Origin of the sequence: Streptomyces sp. NPDC020801, from assembly GCF_044334385.1 — a bacterium.
GTDB lineage: Bacteria > Actinomycetota > Actinomycetes > Streptomycetales > Streptomycetaceae > Streptomyces.
Genome location: NZ_JBIRST010000001.1, coordinates 790196 through 812612 on the forward strand (window position 1 = coordinate 790196; position 22417 = coordinate 812612).

Consider the following 22417-nt stretch of genomic DNA (forward strand, 5'->3'; position numbering starts at 1 on the left):
CGGGCGGGAACTACTGGCAGGCCTCGCAGGACTCGGGGTTCTCGAGGGAGCAGGCGACCGCTTCGGGGTCCGGGACGGGCTGCTGCACGGGGACGGTGGCGCGCGCCGCGCGAGCGATGCGTGTCGCCGGGCGGGAGCGCAGGTAGTACGTCGTCTTCAGGCCCTGCTTCCAGGCGTAGACGTACATCGAGGAGAGCTTGCCGATGGTCGGCGTCTCCATGAACAGGTTGAGCGACTGGGCCTGGTCCAGGAACGGGGTGCGGGCCGCCGCCATGTCGATCAGGCCGCGCTGCGGGATCTCCCACGCCGTGCGGTACAGCCGCCGTACGTCCTCGGGGATCCACGCGAAGTCCTGCACCGAGCCGTTCGCCTCGCGCAGCGCCTCACGGGTGCGGGCGTCCCAGACGCCGAGCTCCTTCAGGTCCTCGACCAGATAGGTGTTCACCTGGAGGAACTCACCGGACAGCGTCTCACGCTTGAACAGGTTGGAGACCTGCGGCTCGATGCACTCGTACGCGCCCGCGATCGACGCGATCGTGGCCGTCGGCGCGATGGCCAGCAGCAGGGAGTTGCGCATCCCGACGGCGGCGATGCGCTCGCGCAGGGCGGCCCAGCGCTCCGGCCAGGTGAGCACGGCGTCGTAGTGGTCGGGGTGCAGTACGCCCCGGGCGGCGCGGGTCTTCTCCCAGGCCGGCAACGGGCCGCTCCGTTCGGCGAGGTCGGCGGAGGCCTCGTACGCGGCGAGCATGATCCGCTCGGCGATACGGGTGGAGAGGGCCTTCGCCTCCGGCGAGTCGAAGGGCAGGCGCAGCTTGAAGAAGACGTCCTGCAGGCCCATCGCGCCCAGGCCGACCGGACGCCAGCGGGCATTGGAACGGCCCGCCTGCTCGGTCGGGTAGAAGTTGATGTCGACCACGCGGTCGAGGAAGGTGACGGCGGTGCGGACCGTCTCGTCCAGCCGCTCCCAGTCGATGTCCCCGCGGTCCACGAACGCGCCGAGGTTCACCGACCCCAGGTTGCAGACCGCCGTCTCCCCGTCGTCGGTCACCTCCAGGATCTCCGTGCAGAGGTTGGAGGAGTGGATGACGTGGCCCGGCTCGGCCGTCTGGTTGGCGGTGCGGTTGGCGGCGTCCTTGAAGGTCATCCAGCCGTTGCCGGTCTGCGCCAGGGTGCGCATCATGCGGCCGTACAGGTCGCGTGCCGGCATCGTCCTCCTGGCCAGCCCCGCTGCCTCCGCCGCCCGGTACGCCGCGTCGAACTCCTCGCCCCACAGGTCGGTCAGCCCCGGCACGTCCGAGGGCGAGAACAGCGACCACTGCGCGTCGGCGTCGACCCGGCGCATGAACTCGTCCGGGACCCAGTGCGCGAGGTTCAGGTTGTGCGTACGGCGCGCGTCCTCGCCGGTGTTGTCGCGCAGCTCCAGGAACTCCTCGAGGTCCGAGTGCCAGGTCTCCAGGTAGACCGCGGCCGCGCCCTTGCGCCGGCCGCCCTGGTTCACGGCGGCCACCGAGGCGTCCAGGGTCTTCAGGAACGGCACGATGCCGTTGGAGTGCCCGTTGGTGCCGCGGATCAGCGAACCGCGCGAGCGGATGCGGGAGTAGGAGATGCCGATGCCGCCGGCGTGCTTGGAGAGGCGGGCGACCTGGTGGTAGCGGTCGTAGATGCTGTCCAGCTCGTCCTTGGGGGAGTCGAGCAGGTAGCAGGAGGACATCTGGGGGTGCCGCGTGCCGGAGTTGAACAGCGTGGGGGAGGAGGGGAGGTACTCCAGGCGGCTCATGAGCCGGTAGAGAGCCGCGACCTCGTCGAGCGCGCGGACGGTGTCGTCCTCCGCCAGTCCGGCGGCGACCCGCAGCATGAAGTGCTGCGGGGTCTCGATCACCTTGCGGGTGATCGGGTGCCGGAGCAGATAGCGGCTGTGCAGGGTGCGCAGTCCGAAGTAGCCGAAGCGGTCGTCGGCGGCCGGGTCGGCCAGCGCGTCCAGGCGCTCGGCGTGCAGGCGCACGAACTCGGCGGTCCGTTCGGCGATGAGCCCCTCCCGGTGGCCGACGGCCACGGACCCGGTGAAGGAGGTGGCGCCCTGGGAGGCGGCCTCGGCACGGATGCCGACGGTCAGCAGCCGGGCGGCGAGCTGGGAGTAGGCGGGGTCCTCGGAGATGAGCCCGGCGGCCGCCTCGGTGGCCAGCTCACGCAGTTCCGCCTGGTCGGCATGCGCCGAACGGCCGCGCAGCGCGGCGGCGGCGACCCGGCCGGGGTCGGTGCCGGGGAGGTCGGCGGTCAGCTCGGTCAGGGTCCGCAGCAGCGCGGCACCGGGACCGTCGTTGTCCACCGAAGTCGCTGAAACCGGATCGGCTGGCGCGATGGTCACGTGGGGCTCTCCCTCGCTCGGCGGGGCCTTACCGGGGGCAGGGGGCGGCACACGAGCGCACGCGGCGTCGCGTCCACCGGCCCATTCCACGAGACCCGGACGTCAGGGCACCCGGACCGGACGGCCGGGCGCACTGTCGGCAGGTCCTCGGACTGACGCGGGTACGGGCCCGCCCCGGGGGCGGACACGCACAAGTACACCGTTGCGGGACAGTTCCGGATTCGCACCGGATTCCCCTGCGGCGACAGCGAGCATGAGCATACATCTTGTGCCGGGTGAGGAAGACACCCCCATATGTTGTGTCGTGTCGACTCCGGAGCGTGTCAGAGTGTCAACTCGTAGGTGAGCAGCAGAATGTCGTCGAGGTCCGGGACCGGGTTCCAGTCGCGCTCGGGGGTGCGCACGAAGCCCAGACGCTCGTAGATGCGGTGGGCGGCGTGCATGGTGTGCTGCGTCGACAGGACCACACGGACGCAGCCGGGGGTGGACCGGGCACGGTCGACACAGGCCCGTACGAGGGCGTCCCCGGTGCCCCGGCCGCGCGCCGCGTGCGCCACCGCGAGCATCCGTATCTCGGCCTCTCCCGCTCCGGCGATGTCGGCCAGGGGCCCGCCGGACGGCACGAGGGTCACCCCGCCGAGCACGCGCCCGCTCTCCACCGCGACCAGCACTTCGGCGGCGGCCGCCCGCTTGGCCACGTCCTTCAGTTCGCCGAGGTACCCGTCGCTCTCGCCGAAGTCGAGCAGGCCGTCCAGCAGGTAGGCCTGGGCGGTGATCTCGCCGAGGAGGACGTGCTCGTCCTCCCGCACCTGCCTGATCACGGTGTCCATGGAGCCGAGTGTGCCCGAGGGGCACGACAACGGGCTGCCGGATTTCGCCGGCGGCCCGTGACGTTCGGACGGCCCGTCACCTTCCCGGACGGCCCGTTCGCCGCGACGGGGCTCAGTGCGCGGTATCCGCCGTGGCCGGCGGCAGCTCCACCTCGACGCCCGGGTCGCCCGAGTCCGCCGTGTAGTCCTCGGGCCTGGTCTCGTCCACGCCCTCCGGCGCCTTGACCGCCTTGAGGACGAACGTCAGGACCACCGTGACGGCCGCGTTGAGCACGAACGCCGTCAGACCGATGTAGCCGATCTCGCCGATGCCCGGGATCTCCCTGGCCGAGCCGCCGAAGTGCTTCTGCGTGGGCGAGGCGACCCCGTAGGCCGCGAGCGTGCCGTAGACCATGCCGACCGCCCAGCCCGCGAGCAGCGCCCAGCGGTGGAACCAGCGCGTGAACAGGCCGCCGACCAGGGCCGGGAAGGTCTGCAGGATCCAGATGCCGCCGAGCAGCTGGAAGTTGATGGCGACCGTCTTGTCCATGGTGAGGACGAAGACCAGCGCACCCACCTTCACCAGCAGCGACACGATCTTGGAGACCCGGGTCTCCTCCTTCGCGGTCGCGTCGGGCTTGATGAAGTCCTTGTAGATGTTGCGGGTGAACAGGTTGGCGGCCGCGATGGACATGATCGCCGCCGGTACCAGCGCGCCGATGCCGATGGCCGCGAACGCCACGCCCGCGAACCAGTCCGGGAACATGTTCTCGAACAGCTGCGGGATGGCCAGCTGACCGTTGGTCACCTTCACACCCGCCGCGATCGCCATGAAGCCCAGCAGCGCGAGCAGGCCCAGCATCAGCGAGTACAGCGGCAGGATGGTGGTGTTGCGGCGGATCACCTCACGGCTGCGCGAGGACAGCGTCGCGGTGACCGAGTGCGGGTACATGAACAGCGCCAGCGCGGAGCCCAGGGCCAGCGTGGCGTACGTCCACTGCCCCGCCTCGGCCGGCACGACCGCGCCACGCGGCTTGCCCGTGGCCGGGTTGGTCTGGCTGAAGGCGGCGGCGGCCTTCGCGAAGATGTCGTCGAACCCGCCCAGCTTGATCGGGATGTAGATGATCGCCACCGCGATGACGATGTAGATCAGCGCGTCCTTGACGAACGCGATCAGCGCGGGCGCGCGCAGCCCCGACGAGTAGGTGTACGCGGCCAGTACGCCGAAGGCGATCAGCAGGGGCAGGTCCTTCACGAACCAGTTGGTGTTGTCGCCGCCGCCGACGCCCATCACGTCCAGCACCGCCTGGATGCCGACGAGCTGGAGCGCGATGTACGGCATCGTGGCGAGGATGCCGGTGACCGCCACCGCCAGGGACAGGCCCTTGGAGCCGAACCGTCCGCGTACGAAGTCCGAGGTCGTGACGTACCCGTGCCGGTGGGACACCGACCACAGCCGCGGCAGGAAGGTGAAGATCAGCGGGTACACCAGGATGGTGTACGGCACCGCGAAGAAGCCGGCCGCGCCCGTCGCGTAGACCGCCGCCGGCACGGCCACGAAGGTGTAGGCCGTGTACAGGTCGCCGCCGAGCAGGAACCACGTGATCCAGGTGCCGAACGACCGCCCGCCCAGGCCCCATTCGTCGAGGCTGTGCTCGTTCTCGGCCCGTCGCCAGCGCGCCGCCAGGAAGCCCATGACGGTGACGAGCAGGAAGAAGAAGATGCAGACGCCGAGCGCGACGCCGTTGACGCCGTCCTTCACTCCGACTCGCCCCCGTCCGTCGGCCGGGCGGCGCGGCCGCGCTGGTCACGCTGCCACAGCTGGTAGGCGGTCAACGTCAGGGCGGTCGACACCAGCACCCACAGCATCTGGTACCAGTAGAAGAACGGGACACCGATGAACGCGGGACCGGCCTTGGCGTACGAACCGACCCACAGCATGGCCACGAACGGTGCGACGAGGCAGAGGCCGATGACCACCCGCACGGGCGTCACCACCGCTCTGGCGACTTCTGGGGCATCTGACATGTGCGGTTCCGTCCCCTCGCTGGTCCCTTGTAATGCGCAGGCAATCTAGGTCACGGCGTCGAGGGAACGGAACCCCTTGTTCGAAGAACGGGCCGGGATCGAACCCCGGGTCAGTCCGCGGGCCGCTTGAGCCGTGCCACGAACTTGTAGCGGTCCCCGCGGTAGACCGACCGCACCCACTCCACCGGCCGCCCCTCGCGGTCCAGGGAGTGCCGGGAGAGCAGCAGCATCGGCAGGCCCACGTCCGTGCCGAGCAGGCCCGCCTCGCGCGGGGTGGCCAGCGAGGTCTCGATGGTCTCCTCGGCCTCGGCGAGGTGGACGTCGTAGACCTCGGCCAGGGCGGTGTAGAGGGAGGTGTACTTGACCAGTGAACGGCGCAGCGCCGGGAAGCGCTTGGCCGACAGGTGCGTGGTCTCGATGGCCATGGGCTCGCCGTTGGCCATGCGCAGCCGCTCGATGCGCAGCACGCGTCCGCCGGCCGTGATGTCGAGCAGCTCGGCGAGCCGGTCGTCGGCGGTGATGTAGCCGAGGTCCAGCAGCTGCGAGGTGGGCTCCAGGCCCTGGGCACGCATGTCCTCGGTGTAGGAGGTCAGTTGCAGTGCCTGGGAGACCTTCGGCTTGGCGACGAAGGTGCCCTTGCCCTGGATGCGCTCCAGCCGGCCCTCGACGACCAGTTCCTGCAGCGCCTGGCGCACGGTGGTGCGAGAGGTGTCGAACTCGGCCGCCAGTGTGCGCTCGGGCGGGACCGGCGTTCCGGGCGCCTGGGTCTCCGTCATGTCCAGAAGGTGCTTCTTGAGGCGGTAGTACTTGGGCACGCGCGCGGTACGGACGGTCGCCCCACCCTCGTTCTCCGCACTGCCGACGTCGGTGCTCATGCTCTGCCTTCCCGGCTCCAGGTGCCGATGCGACCGACATCCCCATCGGCCACGGCTCACATCGTGGCACGGCTTCGTGCGCCGGGTGGTCACCCGCACGCTCCGTGATCTCCTCTGTATACCGTCGTGACCCTCGCTGGTCTAGTCCATCACCCCGCTCGGGGGCAGTGGTCCAGGCGGGCGGACGTGCCGAGGGCGGGGGGTGACGGCCGGTGGTCCAGTGGAGCGGGCGCGTCCGTTTGGCCGGTTGAGCAATGAAAGGTCCCTGCATATCGCGGTCCCGTAACGGACGTCTGGCGCGCGCCTGCACACCCTTGACAGCCCTATTGGTCTGGGCCAAGCTCCCCGTACTGGTCTACACCATTGGTCCAGGTCCCGGCCCCACGGGCGGTATGCGTTCACGCTTGAGCCGCGGGGAGGCAGGGGGGTTTTGTGGCATCCCTGAGGAGGGTGGCGTGAAGCGGAAGCTGGCAGCCGCGATCGGTATCGCGGGCATGATGGTCTCCATCGCGGCGTGCGGGAGTGACAACGGCGGGGGGTCCGGCAAGGGCGGCGCGGACGCGAAGGAGCTGACCGTCTGGCTCACCGTGGACGCGCAGAACAACTGGCCCGAGCTGGTGAAGGCCGCCGACGCGGCGGTGCAGAAGAAGCACCCCGGCGTGAAGATCAAGCACGAGTACTACGGCTGGCCGGACAAGAACACCAAGCTGGACGCGGTGCTCGCCACCGACAAGGTCCCCGACGTGGTCGAGATGGGCAACAGCGAGATGCTGGGCTACATGGTCAAGGGCGCCTTCGCCCCGGTCGACCCGGCGAAGTTCGAGAACTCCTCCGCCTGGCTCGACGGGCTGAAGACCTCGGTGACCTACGAGGGCAAGACCTACGGCGTGCCGTACTACGCGGGCGGCCGGGTGGCCACCTGGCGCAAGGACGTCCTCGCCGCGGCCGGCGTCAAGGCGGTGCCGAAGACGTACCAGGAGCTCACCGCCGACCTGGACAAGGTGCAGAAGAAACAGGGCGACAAGTTCAGCGCCTGGTACCAGCCCACGCGCGACTGGTACGCGGCCATGTCCTTCGTCTACGACGCCGGCGGCTCCATCGCCAAGGAGGAGGGCGGCCAGTGGAAGGCCGACCTCTCCTCGCCCGAGTCCCTCAAGGGCCTGACCGAATTCAAGAACGTCGTCGACAAGTACATGCACGGCGACAAGACCAAGGACGAGGCCGACCGGCCCATCGTCTACGGCCAGGGCAGGTCCGCCATGATGTTCGCGGCCGCCTGGGAGGGCGGAACCGCGGCCGACCCCAAGAACGACAAGACCGGCAAGCTCAAGGACAACCTCGAGAACTTCGTGATGCCCGGCCCGTCCGGCAGGAACATGCCGGTCTTCCTGGGCGGCAGCGACCTCGCCGTCCCGGTGAAGTCCAAGGCGCAGGCGCTCGCCGCCGAGTGGATCAACGCCTTCACCGGCCCCTCCGGCCAGAAGGGCCTGATGGCCAAGGGCAACCTGCCCAACGACAAGACCGACCTCGCGACCCTGAAGAACGACCCCGCCACGGTCGTCCCGGCCACCGCTGCCGAGTCCAACTGGTTCGTCCCGATGGCCCCGGGCTGGGGCCAGGTGGAGAAGGCCCAGATCCTGCAGGCCATGCTGCAGAACATCGGCACCGGCAAGAAGTCGGTCGAGGCCGCCGCCAAGGAGGCGGACGCCGCGATCGACAAGGTCATCAACACCAAGTGACCCGAGCGCAGGGCCCTGCCACCGGGCGGGGCCCTGCTTCTCGTACGACCGTGACCGTGCGGGGGTTCGCGCTGCCTGCGCCCGCGCGGGGCCGCGCCGTCGTACGAGTCTCGTACGACCTCGAGGGACCGCTGAGGAGCACGCGATGAGTGCCGCAGACACGACCACCCCTGCCAAGGTGCCGCCGCCGCGGCAGGCGCCGCCACCGCCCCCTGCCGAGCGGCGCCGCGGGCAGCGGACTCCGGGCGGTGCCGCGACCCCCTGGCTGCTGCTCGCTCCCTGCCTGCTGATCCTGGCCCTGGTGATGGCCTATCCGCTGGCGCGTCTGGTCACCCTGTCCTTCCAGAAGTTCGGCCAGGCGCAGCTGTGGGGCTTCCAGCCGGCCGAGTGGACCGGGCTCGCCAACTTCACCGAGGTGCTGGGCGACGGCGAGTTCTGGGCGGTCGTCGTGCGCACGATCGTCTTCGCCGGCGGCTCCGTGGTCTTCACCATGGTCGCCGGCATGGCGATCGCGCTCCTGCTGCAGCGGGTCTCCGGCTGGGTGAAGAACCTGATCAACATTGTGCTGGTGGCCAGCTGGGGCATGCCCGTCATCGTGGCCACCACCGTCTTCAAGTGGCTCTTCGACTCCGACTACGGCGTCTTCAACGCACTGCTCAGCAAGCTGCCCGGGGTGCGGATGATCGGCCACAACTGGTTCGCCAGCGGCCCCGAGGGCCTGGCCGTGATCATGCTGCTGGTGGTGTGGGGCGCCGTGCCCTTCGTGGTCATCACGCTCAGCGCGGGCCTGACCCAGGTGCCCGGGGAGCTGGAGGAGGCCGCACGGCTGGACGGCGCGGGCGCGTGGGGCGTCTTCCGCTACGTCACCCTGCCGATCCTCAAGCCGATCATCGTGATGCTCACGACCCTGTCGGTGATCTGGGACATGGGCGTCTTCCCGCAGGTGTTCGTCATGCGGGGCGGGCACCCCGAGGCGGAGTTCCAGGTTCTCAACACCTATTCCTACGACCGCGCCTTCGTGGTCAACGACTACGCGCAGGGCTCGGCGATCGCCCTGATCACCGTGTTGCTGCTGCTCGGTGTGGTCGCCGTCTACATGCGCCAGATGCTGAAGATCGGAGACGTCGAATGAGCAGCATGAGCAGCATGAGCAGAACCAGCACGCTCGCGCCCGGGGCGCGCCGCCGGGCGAGGCTCGGCTGGAACCTCCTCGGCCTGCTCGTCTTCACCGTCGCCGGCTTCCCCCTGTACTGGATGCTCAACACGGCGTTCAAACCGGCCAGGGACGCCATCGATCCGGACCCGAGCCTGCTGCCGACCGGCATCACGCTCGCCAACTTCCGCCGCGCGCTGGACATCGCCGACTTCTGGGGGCCGGTCGGCCGCAGCCTGGCGGTGTCACTGTCGGTGGTGGTGATCGGCATGGTCGTCGGCATGCTGGCGGCACTCGCCATCTCCCGTTTCGCCTTCCGCGGCCGCAAGATCGTGATCGTCGGCATCCTCGCGGTGCAGATGGTGCCGCTGGTCGCCATGATCATCCCGGTCTTCCTGCTGCTGAACGACCTGGAGCAGTACGACAGGCTCACCGGCCTGATCATCACCTACCTGACCTTCATCCTCCCCTTCACGGTGTGGACGCTGCGCGGCTTCATCGTCAACATCCCCCGGGAGCTGGAGGAGGCGGCCATGGTCGACGGCTGCTCCCGCACGGGTGCCTTCATCCGGGTGGTCTTCCCGCTGCTGGCCCCCGGCATGGTCGCCACCTCGGTCTACGGCTTCATCCAGGCCTGGAACGAGTACCTGTACGCCCTGATGCTGATGAGCCAGGAGCACCAGACCGCGACCGTCTGGCTCGGCAACTTCACCACCAAGCACGGCACCGAGTACGCCCCGATGATGGCCGGAGCCACGATGATGGCCGTGCCGATCGTCGTCCTGTTCCTCCTCGTCCAGCGCAAGATGGCCGCGGGCCTGACCGCGGGCGCCGTGAAGGGATAACGCCACCTGATGACGACATTCGCCAGCGGTACCGACACCATCACCCGCGACGCGCTGACGGTCCTCCAGCCCGGCTTCACCGGAACCACGGCGCCCGACTGGCTGCTGCGCCGCCTCGGCGAGGGCCTGGCCTCGGTCGGCCTGTTCGGCCGCAACATCACCTCGCCCGAACAACTGGCCGCCCTGACCACCCAGTTGCGCACCGAGCGGGACGACGTCCTGGTTGCCATCGACGAGGAGGGCGGTGACGTCACGCGCCTCGAGGTGCGCACGGGCTCCAGCTTTCCCGGCAACCACGCACTCGGCGCCGTGGACGACGTGGAGCTGACGCGCGAGGTGGCCCTCGAACTCGGCCGCCGCCTCGCGGCCTGCGGCGTCAACCTCAACTGGGCCCCCTCCGCGGACGTCAACTCCAACCCCGGCAACCCCGTCATCGGTGTCCGCTCCTTCGGCGGCGACACCGGGCTGGTCGCCCGGCACACCGCCGCCTATGTCACCGGACTGCAGGCCGCGGGCGTCGCCGCCTGCACCAAGCACTTCCCCGGGCACGGCGACACCGCGGTCGACTCCCACCATGCGCTGCCCCGGATCGACGTGGACACCTCGGTGCTCCACACACGCGAACTGGCCCCGTTCCGCGCGGCGATCGCCGCGGGCACCAAGGCCGTGATGAGCGCGCACATCCTGGTCCCCGTCCTGGACCCGGACCGCCCGGCCACCCTCTCCCACGGGGTGCTGACCGATCTGCTGCGCGGCGAGCTCGGCTACGACGGCCTGATCGTCACCGACGGCATGGAGATGCAGGCCATCGCGGGCACCTACGGCATCGAGCGGGGCAGCGTCCTCGCCATCGCGGCCGGCGCCGACGCGATCTGCGTGGGCGGCGGCCTCGCGGACGACGAGACGGTACGGCGCCTGCGTGACGCCCTGGTCGCCGCGGTCCGGGCCGGCGAACTGCCCGAGGAGCGGCTCGCGGACGCTGCGGAACGCGTGCGCGTGCTCGCCCGCTGGACGGCGACCTCGGCCACCACGGCCGCCGGAGCGCGCGGCGCCGCCGGCGAGGAGGTCGGGCTGCGGGCGGCCCGGCGCGCTCTGCGGATCACCGGCGGCGAGACCTTCACCCCGCTCACCGAACCGCCCTACGTCGCCGCCCTCACCCCCGTCGCCAACATCGCGGTCGGCGACGAGACCCCCTGGGGCGTGGCCGCGGAGCTCCTGCGCCGGCTGCCCGGCACGCAGACGGGCAGCTTCGCCGGCGAGGACGCGGGCCACGCGATCATGGCGGCGGCCGGAGACCGCCGCGTGGTCGCCGTGGTCCGCGACGAGCACCGCCACCCGTGGATGGCGGCCGCCCTCGGCACCCTGCTCACCGGCCGCCCCGACACGATCGTCATCGAGATGGGCGTCCCCCAGGCCCCCCCGCGGGGCGCCCTGCACATCGCCACCCACGGCGCGGCCCGCGTCTGCGGACGGGCGGCCGCGGAGGTCGTCGCGGGGTCCTAGTGCTGCGACCGGATAGGTTCACCGGCTCGCGGCGTCCGGCACGGCACCTCGCCGCGTTGTCGCATCACTGGAGTACGTCCAGTACGCGGTGCGGTGCTTCGCCTTGCGACGCACCGCACCGGACGCCGCGGGCTTTCCGGCAAGCCCCTCCGGCCACGGCACCAGCCGGGACGGCAAGAGCGCCGGTCACCCCACTCCGGGGCGGCCGGCACCTTCCGGTGCACCGGCGCCCCGGGGGCTATATCCCCTGCCAGTCCGGCTTGTTGGCGTAGGTGTGGCGGAAGTAGTCGGCCAGCTTCAGCTTGGCGGCGGCGGGCTCGTCGACGACGACCGTGGCGTGCGGGTGCAGTTGCAGCGCGGACGCCGGGCAGACGGCGGCGACCGGTCCCTCGACGGTGGCGGCGACCGCGTCCGCCTTGCCCTCGCCCGTGGCCAGCAGCACCAGGTGCCGCGCCTCCAGGATGGTGCCGATGCCCTGCGTGATGACGTGGTGCGGCACCTGCTCGACGTCGCCCTCGAAGAAGCGCGCGTTGTCGACACGGGTCTGCTCGGTCAGCGTCTTGATCCGCGTGCGCGAGGCGAGCGAGGAGCACGGCTCGTTGAACCCGATGTGCCCGTCGGTCCCGATGCCGAGCAACTGCAGGTCCACCCCGCCGGCCCCGGCCAGCGCCCGGTCATACGCCTCGCACGCCGCCTGCACGTCCTCGGCGGTGCCGTCCGGCCCGAGGAACGCGTCCATCTTGATCCCGAGCGGCTCCAGCACCTCCCTCCGCAGCACCGAGCGGTAGGACTCCGGATGGTCGGCGGGCAGCCCCACGTACTCGTCGAGCTGGGCTATTCGTGCCCGCGAGGTGTCAACGGCGCCGGAGCCCACCTTGGCCGCCAGCGCCTCGTAGATGGGCAGCGGGGTCGAGCCCGTGGCCACGCCCAGCAGGGCGTCGGGCTTTCGCCTCAGCAACTGCGCCATGGCCTCGGCGATGAGCTCGCCGCCCGCTCGGGCGTCCGGAACGATGACAACTTCCACGCTGGGCCTGCCGATCTGAGGGGATCTGTCTGAGGGGATCCGGGGGAGGGGCCGGGGCTGGTCACGAGGGGCATGTGGTTTAGACCAATCTAACAGAAATGGCCGATGTGGTTGCGGTGCGGGGCGGGATCCCGCTTTTCCATAACGACTGCTACAGAAAAGACGTTACTACGGCCCGCTGACATTTCTCTAGCGCCCGCTATAAAATCACCCCATGGTGTTCAGCGAGGAGACGAAACCGCAGGTGGAGGGCGTGGACCGGGCCGCCGCGGCCAGGCGCCGCGGCCGTCCCCGCTCCTTCGACCGTGCGACCGCGCTGGAGAAGGCGCTCCTGGCCTTCTGGGAGCACGGATACGAGGCCACCTCCGTCTCCGACCTCACCCGCGTCATGGGCATCGGCGCCCCGAGCCTGTACGCGGCCTTCGGTGACAAGCAGGCGCTCTTCGCCGAGGTCGTGCATGAGTACGGCGAGCGCTACGGCTCCTTCGGCGACCGGGCCCTGGACGAGGAGCCGACCGCCCGGGCCGCCGTCGAGCGCACCCTGCGCGAGGCGGCGGTCGCGTACACCGCCCCCGGTCGCCCGCACGGATGTCTCCTCGTCCACGCGGCGACCAACTGCACGACCCCTCGGGTCGAGGAGTCGCTGCGTGAGCGGCGCAACGCCGGCATCGCCGCTTTCGAGAGTCGTATGAAAGAGGGCGTCGCCGCGGGGGAGCTGCCCACGGACACCGACGCGGGCGCGCTCGCCCGGTATGTCGCGGCGATGCTCCAGGGCATGTCGCAGCAGGCGCGCGACGGCGCGAGCCGCGAGGAACTGGAGGCACTCGCGAAAATTGCCATGGCCGTCTGGCCCCGTATGTGAGCCGGGCGGGCTAGGCTGCGGGGTGGACGCTGGGGCGTCCGGCCAATCGGCCGAGTCGGGTCATACCGGCGCAGCCGATCGGCGAAGAAACAACAACGAACGTCCTCCCGCACATGGACAGGCCAAGTGGTCTAGTCCACAATGCGGGGAGAAGCCTCGAACAGCGAACGCATGCGGCGTCGTCCGCCACAACATGTGAACGCACGAGCCTCCGTCTTCCCCGCACAGGAAGGCGGACCGAGGAACCGGAGCTCTCTGCCCTGACTGCCCCGGCTCCTCACCCTTCGGCCGACCGGGACCGCACACCCCACGGCCGATACTGCTCCGGGCTGCGGTGCCGGGAGGGTTGAGGGTCCCTCTCAGGCGCCGCGGCCCGCGGGTGTCTCCGGGCCTTGCTCCGCCCGTACGGAGCCCGCCCGCCCGGGGTCCGGCCACGGCCGTTTCGAACGGCGGCCAAATGCCCGGGTACGCTCGCAGACGTGCCCTCCATGAACGAACTCGTACGCCAGCACACCGCCCTCGACGACTCCGACCTCGAGTGGCTCCATCTGCTGGTCTCGGAGTGGCAGCTGCTCTCCGACCTCTCCTTCGCCGACCTGGTCCTGTGGGTCCCCACCCTCGACGGCACCCGCTATGTCTCCGTCGCCCAGATGCGGCCCAACACCGGCCCGACCTCCTACCAGGACGACATGGTCGGCCACCTCGTCCCGCGGGGCCGCCGCCCCATGCTGGACGCCGCGCTGGACGAGGGCCGGATCGTGCGCGAGGGCGACCCGGAGTGGCGCGAGGAGGTCCCGGTCCGCGTCGAGTCGATTCCCGTACGGCGCGAGGGGCGGGTACTCGGCGTCATCGCGCGCAACACCAATCTGCTGACCGTGCGCACCCCGAGCCGGCTGGAGCTGACCTACCTCCAGAGCGCCTCCGACCTGGCGCAGATGATCGCGGCCGGCTCCTTCCCGTTCCCGGACCAGCAGGTCGACATGGACGCCTCACCGCGCGTCGGCGACGGGCTCATCCGGCTGGACGCGGACGGCATCGTGCAGTACGCCTCCCCGAACGCGCTGTCCGCCTTCCACCGCCTCGGCCTGGCCGCCGACCTCGTCGGCCACCACCTCGGCCGGACCACCGCCGAACTCGCCCCCACCGTCGGCCCGGTGGACGAGGCCCTGGTGAAGCTGGCCAGCGGTTGGGCACCCCGCGAGTTCGAGATCGAGGCGAACGACGGGGTGATCCAGTTCCGGGCCATCCCGCTCAAGCCCAAGGGCACCCGCATCGGTTCGCTGGTGCTGCTGCGCGACGTCACCGAACTTCGCAGGCGTGAACGGGAGTTGATCACCAAGGACGCCACCATCCGGGAGATCCACCACCGGGTGAAGAACAATCTCCAGACGGTGGCGGCGCTGCTCAGGCTGCAGGCACGGCGCATCGACTCCGAGCGCGGCCGGGAAGCCCTGGAGGAGGCGGTCCGGCGGGTCGGCTCGATCGCGATCGTGCACGAGACGCTGTCTCAGAACCTCGACGAGCGCGTGGAGTTCGACGAGATCGCCGACCGGGTGCTGGCGATGGTCGCAGAGATCTCGCCCGGCAAGGTGACCGGCCGGCGCAGCGGACGCTTCGGCATCCTGGACGCCGAGGTCGCCACGCCGCTGTCGATGGTGCTGACCGAGATCCTGCAGAACGCCCTGGAACACGGCTTCCGTGAGGGCGACACGGGGACCGTGGAGGTCTCCGCGGTCCGGGGCGGCACCTCGCGCGAGACCCGGTTGCTCGTCACCGTCCAGGACGACGGCGTGGGTCTGCCCGAGGGCTTCGACCCGCACCGCTCAGGCAACCTCGGTCTGCAGATCGTGCGCACCCTGGTCGAGGGGGAGTTGGGCGGCACCTTCGACATGGTCCCGGCTCCCGGGCGCGGCACGCGCGTGATCCTCGACATCCCGGTGCGGGCGAACAAGTAGCAGGCACCCGGGGTGATGCCGAGCGTCCCTGGTCTGTCCGGACCTTCCCGGACCTCCCCGCTTATTGCCGGATTTCCCGGATTTCCCGGATTTCCCGGACCTTCCCGGTTCCGGCACAGCAAAGAGCCCCGGACCTTGATCGGTCCGAGGCTAGTCGCTCGTTGATACTGCGCGCTGCGGCTCGGGGGCGGGAGATGCGTACTCGCTGTACGCGCCGCCAAGCTCAGGCTGTCAGCGGGGTGGGTGTTGTCAGGCGGAGGCCTGACGGGCCCGGTTGCGGGCGGCGCGACGCTTCATGGCACGGCGCTCGTCCTCGCTGAGACCACCCCAGACGCCGGAGTCCTGACCGGACTCGAGCGCCCACTGCAGGCACTGCTCGATAACCGGGCAGCGACGGCAGACGGCCTTGGCTTCCTCGATCTGCAGCAGCGCAGGACCGGTGTTGCCGATGGGGAAGAAGAGCTCGGGGTCTTCCTCGCGGCAAACGGCGTTGTGACGCCAGTCCATGGCTGCTACCTCTCCTTGGTATTACATGCAGATTGCTTGTGAATGTGAACGCTTTCACGAATCCCTCGACAAGGGAAGGGCCGACAGTCAGGTTTCCCTGACGTGGTCCTGTGGGTTTGAAGAGGGGTTCCGGTGATCTCTGGGGCCCGATGTTGTGGGCCGCCCCGATCGCCACGTAGAGACTCGCAAACCTCAGCGGCGGATACAACCCCTTCCGGAAAGTTTTTTTTGATTCCTCGGTGTCGACTAGGTCACAGCCGTACTTCCATGGGGTGGATCCTGGCCTAAACGTTCGAGTGAAAGGACTTTGGGCCCTTCCGCTCACACAATCACACGCAGTGCACGGCGTACGCCTGTGAACGTCACGCTTGTACGCAGCCCCAGGTGGTCACCGTCCATCTGAAGGGGGAGCGGCACCTTCGAATGCAAGGTGAAGCGGGTCAGGTCGTGCAACGAGAGAGCATGCCTGCCATGGGGTCCCTGCTCGGGGGACGAAGTGAGCAACTGGGTGCCATACCGGGCAACCGCGGCGGTGGACAGACGGCTGAGACCGAGTACGTCGAGCCCTGTGTCGAACGAGGCCTTGGGTGATGTGTACATCGGTCGATTGCCGAGATACGTCCACGGTGAGGTGTTCGACACTATGGCCACCACCAGATCGGCGAGCGGGTCCTCGCCCTCCCGCTCCAGCGTGATCGCGCCGTGCCGGCGGTGCTCCTCGCCGAGGAACTGGCGGACCACCTGCCGTACGTACAGGGCGTGCGTGGACTTCCTGCCGCGCTCCCGCTGCTGCTCCACCCGCCCGACCACGCCCGCGTCGAAGCCCAGACCGGCGTTGAAGGTGAACCAGCGCTCCGGGACCGCCGCGTCCCCGGTGCCCGGCGTTCCGGAGGCCAGGCCCAGGCCGACCGTGCGCTCGCTGCCGTCGCGCAGCGCGTCGAGGATCGCGCCGGTGGCCTCCACGGCGTCGTTCGGCAGGCCCAGGGCGCGGGCGAAGACGTTGGTGGAGCCGCCGGGGACCACGGCGAGGCGGGGCAGCCGCTCGGGGGCCGGGCCCCGGTGCAGCAGGCCGTTGACGACCTCGTTGACCGTGCCGTCGCCGCCGAGGGCCACGACCAGGTCGACGTCGTCGCTGTCCGCGGCCTGGCGGCCCAGGTCGCGGGCGTGGCCTCGGTACTGGGTGGTCACCGCGTCCAGTTTCATCTCACTGGCGAGCGCGTGGATCAGTACATCGCGCGTACGTGCGCTTGTGGTGGTTGCCGCCGGATTGACCACGAGAAGTGCACGCATGGGGTGCAGCGTACCTACTGGGTAGTACTCGGCCCAGACCGAGGTAGGGATCCGGTAAGAGACGCGGTCGTGAGCCTGGGCCTGGGGTGCCGTGCCGCGAGGGCTACCCTTCTGGGGTGAGCAGTGAGCAGAACCCCACCCACGAGACCACGGACGACGCCGGCCCGCGCCCGCGGCGCCTGACCTGTGCGGCGGCGCTGTCCGCACTGGAGGGGCTGGCGCTGCTCGTCGGCGGGATCTGGATGCTCGTCCTCGGCGCCACGGGCGACGGGGGTGACCGGCAGCAGGCCGTCACCGGCGGGGTGACCGTGCTCGTGCTCGCGCTGCTGCCGCTGCTGGCCGCCCGGGGGCTGCTGCTGCGGCGCAGCTGGAGCCGGGGGCCGGCGGTCATCACCCAGATCATGGCGCTGCCCGTCGCCTACAACCTGCTCCAGGCCGACAGCCTGGCCATCCCGGCCGGCATCGCGCTCGCGGTGGTGGCCTTGGCGGCGCTGGTGCTGCTCGTCAACCCGGCGACGACCCAGGCCCTCGGCATCAAGGGACCGGGCCGCGCCCAGGAGACCAAGCAGCAGTAGCCACAGGACGCCGGTTATTCCTCCACCAGCAGCTTCTCCCGCAGCTGTGCCAGGGTGCGGGCCAGCAGCCGGGAGACGTGCATCTGCGAGATGCCGACCTCCTGCGCGATCTGCGACTGGGTCATGTTGCCGAAGAAGCGCAGCAGCAGGATGCGCTTCTCGCGCGGCGGGAGGTCCTCCAGCAGCGGCTTCAGCGACTCGCGGTACTCCACTCCCTCCAGCGCCTCGTCCTCCGCGCCGAGGGTGTCGGCGACCGCCGGGGACTCGTCGTCGGTGTCGGGGACGTCCAGGGACAGCGTGGAGTAGGCGTTGGCCGACTCCAGGCCCTCCAGGACCTCCTCCTCGGAGATGGCGAGCTTCTCGGCGAGCTCGTGCACCGTGGGGGAGCGGCCGTGCAGCTGGGACAGCTCGGCCGTCGCCGTGGTGAGCGCGAGCCGGAGCTCCTGCAGCCGGCGCGGCACGCGCACCGCCCAGCCCTTGTCGCGGAAGTGCCGCTTGATCTCGCCGACGACCGTCGGAGTCGCGTAGGTCGAGAACTCGACACCGCGGTCCGGATCGAACCGGTCGACCGACTTGATCAGGCCGATGGTGGCGACCTGGGTGAGGTCGTCCAACGGCTCCCCGCGGTTGCGGAAACGGCGCGCGAGGTGCTCGACGAGTGGCAGGTGCATACGGACCAGCTGGTTGCGCAGCTCCGCGTACTGCGGGCTGCCCTCCTTCAACGTGCGCAGCTCGACGAACATCGCGCGTGCGCCACTGCGGTCCTGAGGGCCGTGCGGCGTGCCGTGCACGCTCGGCACGCTCTGCGCGTCGTCCTCGGAGTTTCGCTCGTGCTCGCTCATCGTCCCGCCCGTTGCCCTTCCCCGAGCCCTCGCCTCCTCCCCCACTCTCGGCCTTGCTCGAGTGGGAGAGCCCCCAGGACCGGCGGAGATCCCGCTCAGCGCCGGTGGAGGCGTGCCCTGCGGCGTGCCCTGCGCGGCACCGTCCTGGTCGGCCGCCCGCTGTCCCTCGCCCGGCAGGCCGGAACCCAGGGGGTCGTCGTCCTCCGGGTGCGGCCTGGCCTGCTCGGGGATGCCGTCGATACCGCCCGCCGTGCACCGCGAGGCGGCCGGCCCTGCCGAGCCGCCCCCGTCCAGGCTCCCGGCCCCGTCCGCGCGGGGAGGCATCCCGCCCTCGGCGGGCAGCTCCCGTGTGCCGCGCTCTTCGTCCCGCACCGGCCCGTCCCCGTTCCTCACGCCGGCCCGGGTCCCGCGCCGCGCTGTTTGTAGAGGCTGATCGAAACGGTCTTGTCCTCGTCCACGGCGGAGGAGACCTTGCCCGCGAGGGCGGACAGCACGGTCCAGGCGAAGGTGTCCCGCGAGGGGGCGTGACCGTCCGTGGTCGGGGCCGAGACGGTGACTTCGAGCGAGTCGTCGACGAGCCGGAAGACACAGCTGAGCACCGAGCCGGGCACGGCCTGCTGGAGCAGGATCGCGCAGGCCTCGTCCACCGCGATGCGCAGGTCCTCGATCTCGTCGAGGGTGAAGTCCAAACGGGCCGCGAGGCCGGCCGTGGCCGTCCGCAGCACCGACAGGTAGGCACCCGCAGCCGGCAGCCGGACCTCCACGAAGTCCTGGTTCGCCGCGGGCTCGCCTGCGATCTGGGACACCCTCACCTCCAAGGTGGTACAAGCATTCTCAGGGCCGAGGGTCGCCCCCCGGGGTAACGCACTACGTGGTTCAGCGGTGACGCTACCGCGCTCGTGACATTCCTGTCCCGGGGACCCGGGCCCTTGCCGTCACTCATAGTAAAGCTGTGAACACGCTCCGTGGCTAGAGGTTCTGCGAGCCCAAATGGGAACAGCGTGCGCCGGGTTGACGTACCCAGACGTCAGACGGTCGAACCGTCCGGAACCCTGGTCACACGAGCACGTGATCCACAAAGCACCAACGCCAGTCCTCGCCGGGCTCGAAGGTCCGCATCACCGGGTGGCCGGTGTCCTTGTGGTGCTTCGTGGCGTGCTGCCCCGGCGAGGAGTCGCAGCATCCGACGTGGCCACAGGACAGGCACAGCCGCAGCTGCACCGGGTGGGTGCCGTCCACCAGGCACTCCGGACACGTCTCGCTCTGGGGCTCCGGCTCCGGATGCGGCAGCGTGCCGGCGTGCGTGCACTGTTTCATGATTGCCAGATTACGACGGGCGTGCGGGTGACCGCGCGGAAAAAGCGCGTGGGCTAGGACGATGGGTGGGCGAGGACGATGGATGTGATGCCGCTGCTGTTGCTGGTGGCCGGCAGTGCCGCGGTGGCGGGGGCGGCCCGGCGGACCCCGGTGCCGGCACCGCTGCTGCTGGTCGCCGCCGGGCTGGCGGCCTCCTACGTCCCCGGGGTGCCCGACTACACCCTCGACCCCGGGGTGGTCCTGCCGCTGCTGCTGCCCCCGCTGCTGTACACGTCGGCGGTCGACAGCTCCTACCTCGACCTGCGCGCGCAACTGCGGCCCGTGGCGCTGCTCTCGGTCGGCTACGTGCTGTTCGCGACCCTGGTGGTCGGCTGGGCCGTGCACATGATCGTGCCGGGACTGCCGCTGACGGCGGCGCTGGTGCTGGGCGCGGTGGTGGCGCCACCGGACGCGGTCGCGGCGACCGCCGTGGCGCGCCGGGTCGGACTGCCCTCACGGATCACCACGATCCTGCAGGGGGAGTCCCTGCTCAACGACGCCACCGCGATCACCGCCTACAAGGTGGCGCTGGCCGCCGCGGTCGGCGAGGGCGCGACCTGGGCGGGGGGAGCGAAGGAGTTCCTGATCGCGGCGGTCGGCGGCGTCGGTGTCGGACTGGTGCTGATGGCCCCGCTGCACTGGCTGCGCACGCACCTGAGGGAGGCGCTGCTGCAGAACACGCTCTCCCTGCTGATCCCGTTCGTCGCCTACGGCGTCGCCGAGCAGCTGCGTGCCTCCGGCGTCCTCGCGGTCGTCACGGTCGCCCTCTACCTCGGGCACCGTGCGTGGGAGGTCGACTTCGCCACCCGGCTGCAGGAGGAGGCGGTGTGGAAGATGGTCGCGTTCGTCCTGGAGTCGGCGGTGTTCGCGCTCATCGGCCTGCAACTGCAGTTCGTCCTGAAGGGGCTCGGGAAGTACACCGGCGCGGCCGCCGCCTGGTACGCGGTCGCCGTCTTCCTGGTCGTCGTCGCCACCCGGTTCGTGTGGGTGTACCCGGCGGCGTTCGTGCCCCGGCTCCTGTTGCGGCGGATCCGCGAGCGGGAGGAGAACCCCACCTGGAGAGGCGCGATGGTCACCGCGTGGGCCGGTATGCGCGGCGTGGTCTCGCTGGCCATCGCCTTCTCGATCCCGATGAAGCTGCACGACGGGGCCCCCTTCCCGCAGCGCAACCTGCTGCTCTTCCTGACCTTCACGACAGTCATCGGGACACTGGTCGTGCAGGGCCTGACCCTGCCGCCGCTGATCCGCCTGCTGAAGTTCCCCGGCCGCGACCCGCAGGCCGCCACACTCGCCGAGGCGAACGCCCAGGCACAGGCGTCCCGGGCCGCCGAGCGGCGCCTGGAGGAACTCCTCGCCGACGAGCGCAACGCCCTGCCCCCACCGCTCGCCGACCGGCTCCGCTCGGTCCTGGAGCGCCGCCGCAACGCCGTGTGGGAACGTCTCGGCCAGACCAACCCCATCACCGGCGAATCGGTCGACGACACCTACCGCAGGCTGTCCAGGGACATGATCGGCGCCGAGCGCGCGGTCTTCGTACGGCTGCGCGACGGCCGCTACATCGACGACGAGATGCTGCGCACCCTGCTGCGCAGGCTGGATCTGGAGGAGGCGGCCGCCTACCGGGAGGCGGCGTGAGGGCGTGCCCGAAGGGGCGCGCTCGTCAGGGACGGCCGGGGACGGGGCACGGCCTCAAGGTCCGGCCGGGAAGGGGCGGCCCGTGATCACCGCGGCGATCGTCGTCCCGCGCGGGAAGGCGCCCTCGCCGGCCAGCGCGACGAGTCCGAACAGCAGCTTGGCGACGTAGATGCGCTCGACGGGGAGGCCGTGGCGGCCGCCGAAGTCCTCGGCGAAGGCGCCCAGTTCGGGTGTGGTGCGGGCGTAGCCGCCGAAGTGGAACCGGTCGTCGAGCGACCAGGTCCCGCGGCGGGCGCCGAATGCCTGTTCCTGCAGCGCCTGTACCTCGGCGGTCAGGAAGCCGCCCTTGAGCACCGGTATCCCGAGGGCGCGCCGGCCGGGGGCGAGTCCGGCGGCAAGTCCCGCCAGGGTGCCGCCGGTGCCGCAGGGCAGGGCGACGACGTCGGCGTGATCGCCCAGCTCCTCGCCGAGGGCGCGGCAACCGCGTACGGCGGCGGCGTTGCTGCCCCCCTCGGGCACGACATGGGCGTCGTCGGCGCCGAGCGTGCGCAGCAGGGCCGCGAGCGTCTCCCGCTCGGCCTTGCGGCGGTACGTCGCGCGGTCGACGAAGTGCAGCCGCATCCCGTCCGCCGCGCACCGGGCCAGGGACGGATTGAGGGGTCGGCCGGCCAGCTCCTGGCCGCGGACCACGCCGATGGTGGGTAGCCCGAGCAGCCGGCCCGCGGCCGCGGTGGCGCGCAGGTGGTTGGAGTAGGCACCGCCGAAGGTGAGAATCGTCCGGCCGGCCGCGTCCTGCAGGTTCGGCGCCAGTTTGCGCCACTTGTTGCCGATCAGCTCCGGGTGGATCAGGTCGTCGCGCTTGAGGAGCAGACGCAGGCCGTGCCGGGCGAAACGGTCGTCGTCGATCTCCTGCAGCGGCGATGGCAGCCGGGGGGAGAGGGCGGCGAGATCGGGGGCGGCGGAGCTGGTCACCCGGCCATTGTCGCCGGACCGCCGGGGCGGCGCCCATGGGCGCCGAAGTGTGCCGATGCCACCGACGCGGCGAGGCGGACCC

Annotated in this window: 20 protein-coding genes and 1 riboswitch; of the genes, 8 read left to right on the forward strand and 12 right to left on the reverse strand. The window is 70.6% G+C overall.

The genetic code is table 11. The features are described from left to right. Nucleotides 1-10: 10 nt before the first annotated feature. The 5 genes from ACH4UM_RS03740 to ACH4UM_RS03760 form a co-directional block, all read right to left on the reverse strand. Complete coding sequence (locus ACH4UM_RS03740) at nucleotides 11-2365, reverse strand: ribonucleoside-diphosphate reductase subunit alpha (protein WP_398173119.1); 2355 nt, start codon at nucleotides 2363-2365, stop codon at nucleotides 11-13. A 142-nt stretch (nucleotides 2366-2507) separates the two neighbouring features. Then, nucleotides 2508-2601: riboswitch (cobalamin riboswitch) on the reverse strand. Nucleotides 2602-2688: 87 nt separating this feature from the next. Further along, nucleotides 2689-3195: a GNAT family N-acetyltransferase gene (locus tag ACH4UM_RS03745; RefSeq protein WP_398173121.1), complete on the reverse strand. Its 507-nt coding sequence runs from the start codon at nucleotides 3193-3195 to the stop codon at nucleotides 2689-2691. A gap of 112 nt (nucleotides 3196-3307) precedes the next feature. Continuing rightward, nucleotides 3308-4936: a monocarboxylate uptake permease MctP gene (mctP, locus tag ACH4UM_RS03750; RefSeq protein ID WP_398173123.1), complete on the reverse strand. Its 1629-nt coding sequence runs from the start codon at nucleotides 4934-4936 to the stop codon at nucleotides 3308-3310. Then, entirely contained in the window at nucleotides 4933-5202 is a 270-nt protein-coding gene (locus ACH4UM_RS03755) for a DUF3311 domain-containing protein (protein ID WP_398173125.1), read from the reverse strand. Before ACH4UM_RS03755 ends, mctP begins: the two co-directional genes overlap by 4 nt. A gap of 110 nt (nucleotides 5203-5312) precedes the next feature. Then, nucleotides 5313-6077: a GntR family transcriptional regulator gene (locus ACH4UM_RS03760; RefSeq protein WP_398173127.1), complete on the reverse strand. Its 765-nt coding sequence runs from the start codon at nucleotides 6075-6077 to the stop codon at nucleotides 5313-5315. A 455-nt stretch (nucleotides 6078-6532) separates the two neighbouring features. Between ACH4UM_RS03760 and ACH4UM_RS03765 the strand changes: the two genes are divergently transcribed. From ACH4UM_RS03765 to ACH4UM_RS03780, 4 genes are all read left to right on the forward strand, one after another. Then, a complete protein-coding gene (locus ACH4UM_RS03765) occupies nucleotides 6533-7816 on the forward strand; it encodes an extracellular solute-binding protein (RefSeq protein WP_398173129.1) in 1284 nt (427 codons plus the stop codon). Nucleotides 7817-7961: 145 nt separating this feature from the next. Beyond that, nucleotides 7962-8948, forward strand: a complete 987-nt coding sequence (locus ACH4UM_RS03770; protein ID WP_398173131.1) for a carbohydrate ABC transporter permease — start codon at nucleotides 7962-7964, stop codon at nucleotides 8946-8948. 14 nt (nucleotides 8949-8962) lie between these two features. Continuing rightward, nucleotides 8963-9814, forward strand: a complete 852-nt coding sequence (locus ACH4UM_RS03775; RefSeq protein ID WP_398173133.1) for a carbohydrate ABC transporter permease — start codon at nucleotides 8963-8965, stop codon at nucleotides 9812-9814. Between the two features lie 9 nt (nucleotides 9815-9823). After that, entirely contained in the window at nucleotides 9824-11317 is a 1494-nt protein-coding gene (locus ACH4UM_RS03780) for a glycoside hydrolase family 3 protein (protein WP_398173135.1), read from the forward strand. 238 nt (nucleotides 11318-11555) lie between these two features. Here the strand turns inward: ACH4UM_RS03780 and nagB are convergent, their stop codons facing one another. After that, nucleotides 11556-12341 carry a glucosamine-6-phosphate deaminase gene (nagB, locus tag ACH4UM_RS03785; RefSeq protein WP_398173137.1) on the reverse strand — a complete coding sequence of 262 codons (786 nt, stop codon included), beginning with the start codon at nucleotides 12339-12341 and terminating at the stop codon, nucleotides 11556-11558. Nucleotides 12342-12555: 214 nt separating this feature from the next. Here nagB and ACH4UM_RS03790 point away from each other — a divergent pair, with 214 nt between their 5' ends. Together ACH4UM_RS03790 and ACH4UM_RS03795 are read left to right on the forward strand one after the other, a co-directional pair. Next, complete coding sequence (locus ACH4UM_RS03790; RefSeq protein WP_398173139.1) at nucleotides 12556-13203, forward strand: TetR/AcrR family transcriptional regulator; 648 nt, start codon at nucleotides 12556-12558, stop codon at nucleotides 13201-13203. Nucleotides 13204-13682: 479 nt separating this feature from the next. Further along, complete coding sequence (locus tag ACH4UM_RS03795) at nucleotides 13683-15158, forward strand: sensor histidine kinase (RefSeq protein WP_398173141.1); 1476 nt, start codon at nucleotides 13683-13685, stop codon at nucleotides 15156-15158. A gap of 249 nt (nucleotides 15159-15407) precedes the next feature. Here ACH4UM_RS03795 and ACH4UM_RS03800 read toward each other — a convergent pair whose 3' ends face one another. Beyond that, on the reverse strand, nucleotides 15408-15665 hold the full coding sequence (locus tag ACH4UM_RS03800) for a WhiB family transcriptional regulator (protein ID WP_003992873.1): 258 nt from the start codon (nucleotides 15663-15665) through the stop codon (nucleotides 15408-15410). 321 nt (nucleotides 15666-15986) lie between these two features. After that, nucleotides 15987-16955, reverse strand: a complete 969-nt coding sequence (locus tag ACH4UM_RS03805) for a diacylglycerol/lipid kinase family protein (protein WP_398173143.1) — start codon at nucleotides 16953-16955, stop codon at nucleotides 15987-15989. A gap of 116 nt (nucleotides 16956-17071) precedes the next feature. Here ACH4UM_RS03805 and ACH4UM_RS03810 point away from each other — a divergent pair, with 116 nt between their 5' ends. Then, nucleotides 17072-17530, forward strand: a complete 459-nt coding sequence (locus ACH4UM_RS03810; protein ID WP_398173145.1) for a hypothetical protein — start codon at nucleotides 17072-17074, stop codon at nucleotides 17528-17530. A 14-nt stretch (nucleotides 17531-17544) separates the two neighbouring features. Here ACH4UM_RS03810 and ACH4UM_RS03815 read toward each other — a convergent pair whose 3' ends face one another. The 3 genes from ACH4UM_RS03815 to ACH4UM_RS03825 all read right to left on the reverse strand — a co-directional run bounded on the left by ACH4UM_RS03815 (nucleotide 17545) and on the right by ACH4UM_RS03825 (nucleotide 19689). Further along, entirely contained in the window at nucleotides 17545-18744 is a 1200-nt protein-coding gene (locus ACH4UM_RS03815) for a SigB/SigF/SigG family RNA polymerase sigma factor (RefSeq protein WP_398173147.1), read from the reverse strand. Nucleotides 18745-18761: 17 nt separating this feature from the next. After that, complete coding sequence (locus ACH4UM_RS03820) at nucleotides 18762-19178, reverse strand: anti-sigma regulatory factor (RefSeq protein ID WP_009190566.1); 417 nt, start codon at nucleotides 19176-19178, stop codon at nucleotides 18762-18764. A gap of 250 nt (nucleotides 19179-19428) precedes the next feature. Then, on the reverse strand, nucleotides 19429-19689 hold the full coding sequence (locus tag ACH4UM_RS03825; RefSeq protein ID WP_398173149.1) for a UBP-type zinc finger domain-containing protein: 261 nt from the start codon (nucleotides 19687-19689) through the stop codon (nucleotides 19429-19431). Between the two features lie 78 nt (nucleotides 19690-19767). Here ACH4UM_RS03825 and ACH4UM_RS03830 point away from each other — a divergent pair, with 78 nt between their 5' ends. Continuing rightward, nucleotides 19768-21363, forward strand: a complete 1596-nt coding sequence (locus ACH4UM_RS03830; protein ID WP_398173151.1) for a Na+/H+ antiporter — start codon at nucleotides 19768-19770, stop codon at nucleotides 21361-21363. Nucleotides 21364-21417: 54 nt separating this feature from the next. Here the strand turns inward: ACH4UM_RS03830 and ACH4UM_RS03835 are convergent, their stop codons facing one another. Then, nucleotides 21418-22335: a 1-aminocyclopropane-1-carboxylate deaminase/D-cysteine desulfhydrase gene (locus ACH4UM_RS03835; RefSeq protein ID WP_398173153.1), complete on the reverse strand. Its 918-nt coding sequence runs from the start codon at nucleotides 22333-22335 to the stop codon at nucleotides 21418-21420. Nucleotides 22336-22417 lie beyond the last annotated feature (82 nt).

Coding starts and splice junctions, on each gene's coding strand:
- ACH4UM_RS03825 (WP_398173149.1), bottom strand. CDS start 19,689: ATGAAACAGTGCACGCACGCCGGCACGCTGCCGCATCCGGAGCCGGAG.
- ACH4UM_RS03755 (WP_398173125.1), bottom strand. CDS start 5,202: ATGTCAGATGCCCCAGAAGTCGCCAGAGCGGTGGTGACGCCCGTGCGG.
- ACH4UM_RS03805 (WP_398173143.1), bottom strand. CDS start 16,955: ATGCGTGCACTTCTCGTGGTCAATCCGGCGGCAACCACCACAAGCGCA.
- ACH4UM_RS03780 (WP_398173135.1), top strand. CDS start 9,824: ATGACGACATTCGCCAGCGGTACCGACACCATCACCCGCGACGCGCTG.
- ACH4UM_RS03775 (WP_398173133.1), top strand. CDS start 8,963: ATGAGCAGAACCAGCACGCTCGCGCCCGGGGCGCGCCGCCGGGCGAGG.
- ACH4UM_RS03770 (WP_398173131.1), top strand. CDS start 7,962: ATGAGTGCCGCAGACACGACCACCCCTGCCAAGGTGCCGCCGCCGCGG.
- ACH4UM_RS03760 (WP_398173127.1), bottom strand. CDS start 6,077: ATGAGCACCGACGTCGGCAGTGCGGAGAACGAGGGTGGGGCGACCGTC.
- ACH4UM_RS03745 (WP_398173121.1), bottom strand. CDS start 3,195: ATGGACACCGTGATCAGGCAGGTGCGGGAGGACGAGCACGTCCTCCTC.
- ACH4UM_RS03790 (WP_398173139.1), top strand. CDS start 12,556: ATGGTGTTCAGCGAGGAGACGAAACCGCAGGTGGAGGGCGTGGACCGG.
- ACH4UM_RS03800 (WP_003992873.1), bottom strand. CDS start 15,665: ATGGACTGGCGTCACAACGCCGTTTGCCGCGAGGAAGACCCCGAGCTC.
- ACH4UM_RS03830 (WP_398173151.1), top strand. CDS start 19,768: ATGGATGTGATGCCGCTGCTGTTGCTGGTGGCCGGCAGTGCCGCGGTG.